A 6,062-nucleotide genomic window follows, 5' to 3' on the forward strand; every position below is an offset into this window, starting at 1 on the left:
ACAAGCAGTGAATTATTTCGTGTCTGCTTGTATCTGACGGAAAGAACCCATGCCACCAAAACAATGGCATCGAATCCGTTCAGCTATGAGTGACTCGCATGAAATCAAGGAAAAACACCGTCAATCCGATCGGATTGAAAGACATCACCATTGTCGACGACGCCAAGATGCGCAAAGCGATCACTGCCGCCGCACTGGGCAATGCCATGGAATGGTTCGACTTCGGGGTGTACGGCTTCGTCGCTTACGCACTGGGCAAGATCTTCTTCCCCGGTGCCGATCCTGGCGTGCAGATGATTGCGGCGTTGGCGACGTTCTCGGTGCCGTTCCTGATCCGGCCGCTGGGCGGCCTGTTCTTCGGTGCGCTGGGCGACAAGTACGGGCGGCAGAAAGTCCTGGCCGCGACCATCGTGATCATGTCGCTGAGCACCTTCGCGATCGGCTTGATACCGTCCTATGAGTCGATCGGCATCTGGGCGCCGATCCTGTTGTTGCTGGCGAAAATGGCCCAGGGTTTCTCGGTCGGCGGCGAGTACACCGGTGCGTCGATCTTCGTCGCCGAATACGCGCCCGACCGCAAACGTGGCTTCCTCGGCAGTTGGCTGGACTTCGGCTCGATTGCCGGTTTCGTTCTCGGCGCGGGTGTGGTAGTGCTGATCTCCACAATCATCGGCGAAGAGAAATTCCTCGAATGGGGTTGGCGCCTGCCGTTCTTCCTCGCCCTGCCGCTGGGCATGATCGGCCTTTATCTGCGTCATGCGCTGGAAGAGACCCCGGCATTTCAGCAGCACGTCGAGAAACTCGAAGAAGGTGATCGCGAAGGTCTGGCCGGTGGCCCGAAAGTCTCGTTCAAGGAAGTCGCGACCAAACACTGGCGCAGCCTGATGACCTGCATCGGCGTGGTGGCGGTGACCAACGTCACCTATTACATGCTGCTGACTTACATGCCGAGCTACCTGTCGCACAACCTGCACTACAGCGAAAACCGCGGCGTGCTGATCATCATCGCGATCATGGTCGGCATGCTGTTCGTGCAACCGGCGATTGGTTTTATCAGCGACAAGATTGGTCGCAGGCCTTTCATCGTGGTCGGCAGCATCGGTTTGTTCCTGCTGGCGATTCCGGCGTTCATGCTGATCAACAGCGGCAAGATCGGCCTGATCTTTTCCGGCCTGCTGATCCTTGCGGTGTTGCTCAACTTCTTCATCGGCGTGATGGCCTCGACCCTGCCGGCGATGTTCCCCACCCACATCCGCTACAGCGCACTGGCCGCCGCTTTCAACGTCTCGGTGTTGATCGCCGGCCTGACCCCGACCGCCGTGGCCTGGCTGGTGGAAAGCACTGACAACCTGTACATGCCGGCCTACTACCTGATGGTGATTGCCGTGGTCGGTCTGATCACTGGCATCACCATGAAAGAGACCGCCAACAAGCCGTTGCGTGGTGCCGCGCCGGCCGCGTCGGACCTTGAAGAAGCCAAGGAACTGCTCAAGGAACACCACGACAACATCGAGCAGAAAATCGAAGACATCGACGCCGAAATCGCCGAGCTGGAGGCCAAGCGCAAGGAGTTGGTGCAGCAGCATCCGCGCATCAACTGATGTGATGACTGGCGGCAGCCCTGCTCGGGCTGCCGTCGATCAACACGTCACAACACGAAGCCGTCACCGATCAAACGCACCAACACCTCCCCCGCCTCACTCAATTCGCCCGGCGCCTGCATCAGGCGCAACTCGTGCAGCGGCAACTCGGGAAACCCCTCCTCACTGCTCAGCACCCGCATGCCCGGTCGCACTTGTGCGCGATCGACAATGCCCACCGCCAGTCCGGCCTCGATGGCTGTTTCCAGCGCAGTAGCGCCGGCGCTGACGATCACCGCCCGCCAGCGGCGTCCGTGCTCACTCAGCGCATCCACCGCAACGCTGCGATAAGGACAACCCTTGCCGTGCAAAGCGAGCGGCACCGGCCTGGCGAGATCCTGCGTGTAATTGTGCGCAGCGACCCACACCGGTTGCGTCAGGCCCAGCACTTTTACGCAACGCGTCGATGGCGCCGTATCGACCACAACGACCAGCAACGCCAGATCCAGTTGACCGCGCTCCAGGCGCGCGCTCAAACGGCCGCTGGCAGCGGTTTCGACCTCCAGCTCGATGTGCGGAAAGTCCGCCGACAGGTGCGGCAACGTACACCCGAGCACCGCGCCGGCGTACTCCTCGGAAATCCCCAGCCTGATCCGACCGCTGGCCAGTGGCGTGCTGAAACTCGCCAGCAACTGATCGTGATGACGCAACAGTTCGGCGCTCTGCAGGGCGAAGCGTCGCCCCAGTGGCGTGAGGTTGACGGTCTGGTTGTCGCGCTCCAGCAAGCGCCCGCCTGCCAGCGCTTCCAGACGCCGTACATGCAGACTGACCGCCGACGGGCTCTTGTTGAGGAAACTGGCGGCGGCGAGAAATTGCCCGAAACGCACGATCGCCTGAAAGGTGCGTAGCAGTTCGATATCAAGGGCTTCAGCCATGGTTGAGAAATCCTGCATCAGTGGCGCATATCGTATCGTTTGAATGCATCGGCGCTTGATTCATATCATCGAACTCAACCCTCTGTCAGGTGCCATTCGATGAACGTCGTGCCTATTCGCTTTTCGTCGCTGAGCAGTGCCGCGCTGCTGATGGCGATGGTGGTCAGCTGGAGTTCCGGCTTCATCGGCTATCGCTACGTCGCCGATCAGGGCAGCGTATACCTGGCCTCGTTGTGGCGTTTTTTGCTGGCGGCGTTACTGTTGCTGCCGTTCGCCTGGGCGGGACTGCGTGGTTTGCGCGGTAAAGCTGTGCTGCACCAGGCGCTGCTTGGGCTGTTCGCGATTGGCGGCTACATCGGGCCGATTGCCGCCTCGATTCAACTCGGCGTCACACCGGGCACTGCCTCACTGTTTGCCAATCTGCTGCCGTTGACGATTGTATTGCTGGCCGGCAGTGTCCCGGGCCAGCGCACGCGCGGCTGGCAATGGCTGGGGTTGGCGTTGTGCGTGATCGGCATGCTGCTGGCCAGCGCCGCGAGTGTCGAATGGGCCGGTGCGGGGCTGTGGGTCTACAGTTTGCCGTTGCTGGCGGTGCTGTCGCTGGCGGCGGCCACGTTGTTTGAAAAAGCCCGGCCTGGCGTCGCGATGCCGGCCACCACGGCGCTGTTCATTCAGACGTGTGCGGTAATCCCGCTGTTTGCGTTGCTGGCCGGGCTTGAGGGTGAAGTGCGCCCGCCCATCAGTGCAGATTTTGCCAGTGGCGTGCTGTGGCTGGTGGTTTTCTCGACCTTCGGCGGTTACGGATTTTACTGGCTGTGTCTGCAGCGTTTCAGCATGCAGCGCATCAGTGGCGCGCTGTTTCTGACGCCACCGGTGACGCTATTGTGGGCGTGGTTGCAGTTCGACGATCCGCTGAGTGTCAGCGCGATGCTCGGTATCGGCTTGACCCTTGTCGGGTTGCCATTGCTGGGACGAAAGGCGAGTGAAAAGAATGTGCCGCCGGCATCCTGCAGGAAACTAAATCCGCAGGTGACAAGTCAGTGACTTAGCGGAGGTTGTGTCATTTCGCCGAACCTCGATTACTGAAGATACCAGCGTGATCACTCACTCCGATCGTCGCAACAATCTCTCACTCGACAGCCTCAACTTCTTCCTGGCCGACGTGCGCGACGGGCTCGGACCTTATCTCGCCATTTACCTGTTGGCGGTGCATCACTGGGAACCGGCCAGCATCGGGCTGGTGATGACCCTCGCTGGCATCGCTGCCCTCCTCACCCAGACACCGGCCGGCGCACTCGTCGACAACACCCGCAACAAACGGGCGGTGATCGCGATTGCCGCGTTGCTGGTGATCGGTAGTTGTGTGGTGCTGCCCTTCGTCACGTCCTTTAGTCTGGTGGCGATCACTCAAGCCTTGAGCGCCGCCGCTGCGTCGGTGTTCGCCCCGGCCATCTCGGCAATCACCCTGGGCATCACCGGCCCGCGAGCCTTCACCCGGCGCACCGGGCGCAACGAAACCTTCAACCATGCCGGCAACGCTTGCGCCGCGCTGTTGGCCGGCGGCTTCGCCTACCTGTTCGGCCCGGTGGCGGTGTTCTACCTGATGGCGGTCATGGCGCTGGGCAGTGTGGTCGCCGTCAGCTTCGTCTCTGCCAACGCCATCGACCACGATGTCGCACGAGGTCTGGATCCCAACGACGCCACACACAGCAAGGCTCCTTCGGGATTGTCGGTACTGCTGACCAATAAGGCGCTGTTGATGTTCGCCATCTGCTGCGCCCTGTTCCACCTGGCCAACGCGGCGATGCTGCCGCTGGTGAGTCAAAAACTGGCGCAAGTGAACTTGCAGATGGCCACGCCACTGACCTCGGCCTGCATCGTCGCTGCGCAACTGGTCATGGTGCCAGTCGCGTTGCTGGTCGGGGCCAAGGCCGATGCGTGGGGACGCAAACCATTGCTGCTGGCAGGCTTCCTGATTTTGCCGTTACGCGGCGTGCTCTACACCCTGTCTGACGCCCCTTACTGGCTGGTCGCGGTGCAACTGCTCGATGGCGTCGGTGCCGGAGTCTTCGGCGCGCTGTTCCCGGTGGTGGTGAAAGACCTGACTCTGGGTACCGGCCACTTCAACATCAGCCTCGGCGCCCTCTCGACGGTGTTCGGTCTGGGTGCGGCATTGAGCAGCAGCCTGGCGGGCATTGTGGTGCAGGAGGCTGGGTATAGCGCGGCGTTTTTGACCTTGGCGGCGATTGCCGGGGTGGCGTTTGTGCTGTTGCTGCTGGCGGTGCCGGAGACGTTGCGGCGAACGAGGAATGATGCAAGTGCGCCGAGTCAGCAACGCTCTGCGGTATTACGGAGCCCTTGATCTCGCGGGAATACCAAGCGTGCACGCGGCCCTGGTACTCTGCGACTCGCGCATGGCACTCACATCTGAACGGAACAAATTCATGAGCAGGCTGTTACCGAGGGACAAACTCGAAGAGCTTACGGTGCAAGCCGATGCAGAGAGTTTAATGCTGAGTGATCTGGCCGCGACTCGCGAAAAGTTTAGCGTCACACCGCAAGACGTGCTCAACGAGCTGTCCCTGTTGATCGCAGAAGACTATCTACTGGGAACGTTGACTTACGAGTTTTGCGACAGTGTCATGAACGGGATCATAAACGCCATCGTTGAGGTGGCTATGACTAACGCTATGCCCCAACCTGCTTTCTCGCTTTACCAGGCATTCGATGCGGGCGAGTGGATCCGCAGTGATGATCCTCCGGGTACCGACCCCAGCGAGAAATACACGAGGCCGGCAGTACAGGAAATATTGCGCACCTATCGAGAGTCGCTTCTGCGATGATTTCCAGCGTCGCTATTCTTGATGCACCGGCTTCGGGTCTTTGAGCGGATAGATCACTTCCTGGGTATCCAGGTTGCGAATCTCGCACTCAATGGCAATGCTGTGAACCTCGCTTCCCCGGGGACCTTTGATGGAGTCGCGAGTGCTGAAATCGACGATGTAACGTTGGCCCGCTAGGAACTCCAGATCACGCGCACTGAAACCACATTTGGCTCCGCCAGTGCCCATGGCATTCATCGATGCCCAGCACCAACTCAACGAATGTTTACCGGGTGTCAGGCGCAGCGCCTGCTTGCCGGAAACGTCGAGGATCGAGCGGCGTCCGGCCCCCTCCAGCAATTGATCATCCACATGAGTGGCCAGCAGCAACCGATGAAATGGCACACCCAGCGCGCGATACCGCGTGGTGGCGAAGTACAGTACCGGCCCGTCAGGTGTGTTGTTGGACAGATCGTAAGGCGTCATTGTCTCCGGTGCCCAGTCGCCCTGATAATCCTTGTAGTGGTAGTTGGAACACGCGGTGGTAACACCCGCGATCAGCAGAACAGTCGAGAGTTTGAGAAACGACAGCAAAGACGAGAAGCGCATTGTTCTTCCTTGTTAACAGATGCGTAAGTTGTCGTCACCGGCAGGTATTTCTGAAGCACACAATTTCAAATCAGGGCCGGTTCCGGCGCGCGCTTCGAGGCGAAAACTTTTTTGCA

At 60.1% G+C, this 6,062-nt stretch carries 6 protein-coding genes; 4 read left to right on the top strand and 2 right to left on the bottom strand.

Annotation, left to right across the window (positions count from 1 at the left end; translation table 11 throughout):
- Positions 1-98 precede the first annotated feature (98 nt).
- Complete coding sequence (gene proP / locus NN484_RS23425) at positions 99-1,601, top strand: glycine betaine/L-proline transporter ProP (RefSeq protein ID WP_215500361.1); 1,503 nt, start codon at positions 99-101, stop codon at positions 1,599-1,601.
- A 47-nt stretch (positions 1,602-1,648) separates the two neighbouring features.
- On the opposite strand, the gene NN484_RS23430 is transcribed toward proP, so the two are convergent.
- A complete protein-coding gene (locus NN484_RS23430; protein ID WP_274658027.1) occupies positions 1,649-2,515 on the bottom strand; it encodes a LysR substrate-binding domain-containing protein in 867 nt (288 codons plus the stop codon).
- 99 nt (positions 2,516-2,614) lie between these two features.
- On the opposite strand from NN484_RS23430, the gene NN484_RS23435 reads away from it, so the two are divergent.
- The 3 genes from NN484_RS23435 (at position 2,615) to NN484_RS23445 (ending at position 5,358) form a co-directional block, all read left to right on the top strand.
- Positions 2,615-3,559: a DMT family transporter gene (locus NN484_RS23435; RefSeq protein ID WP_274658028.1), complete on the top strand. Its 945-nt coding sequence runs from the start codon at positions 2,615-2,617 to the stop codon at positions 3,557-3,559.
- Positions 3,560-3,611: 52 nt separating this feature from the next.
- Complete coding sequence (locus NN484_RS23440) at positions 3,612-4,877, top strand: MFS transporter (protein ID WP_274658029.1); 1,266 nt, start codon at positions 3,612-3,614, stop codon at positions 4,875-4,877.
- Positions 4,878-4,959: 82 nt separating this feature from the next.
- Entirely contained in the window at positions 4,960-5,358 is a 399-nt protein-coding gene (locus NN484_RS23445) for a hypothetical protein (RefSeq protein WP_274658030.1), read from the top strand.
- Between the two features lie 12 nt (positions 5,359-5,370).
- Here the strand turns inward: NN484_RS23445 and NN484_RS23450 are convergent, their stop codons facing one another.
- On the bottom strand, positions 5,371-5,946 hold the full coding sequence (locus tag NN484_RS23450) for a hypothetical protein (protein WP_215500364.1): 576 nt from the start codon (positions 5,944-5,946) through the stop codon (positions 5,371-5,373).
- Positions 5,947-6,062 lie beyond the last annotated feature (116 nt).

It is taken from the genome of Pseudomonas serboccidentalis, from assembly GCF_028830055.1.
In the GTDB taxonomy this organism is placed as follows: Bacteria; Pseudomonadota; Gammaproteobacteria; order Pseudomonadales; family Pseudomonadaceae; genus Aquipseudomonas; species Aquipseudomonas serboccidentalis.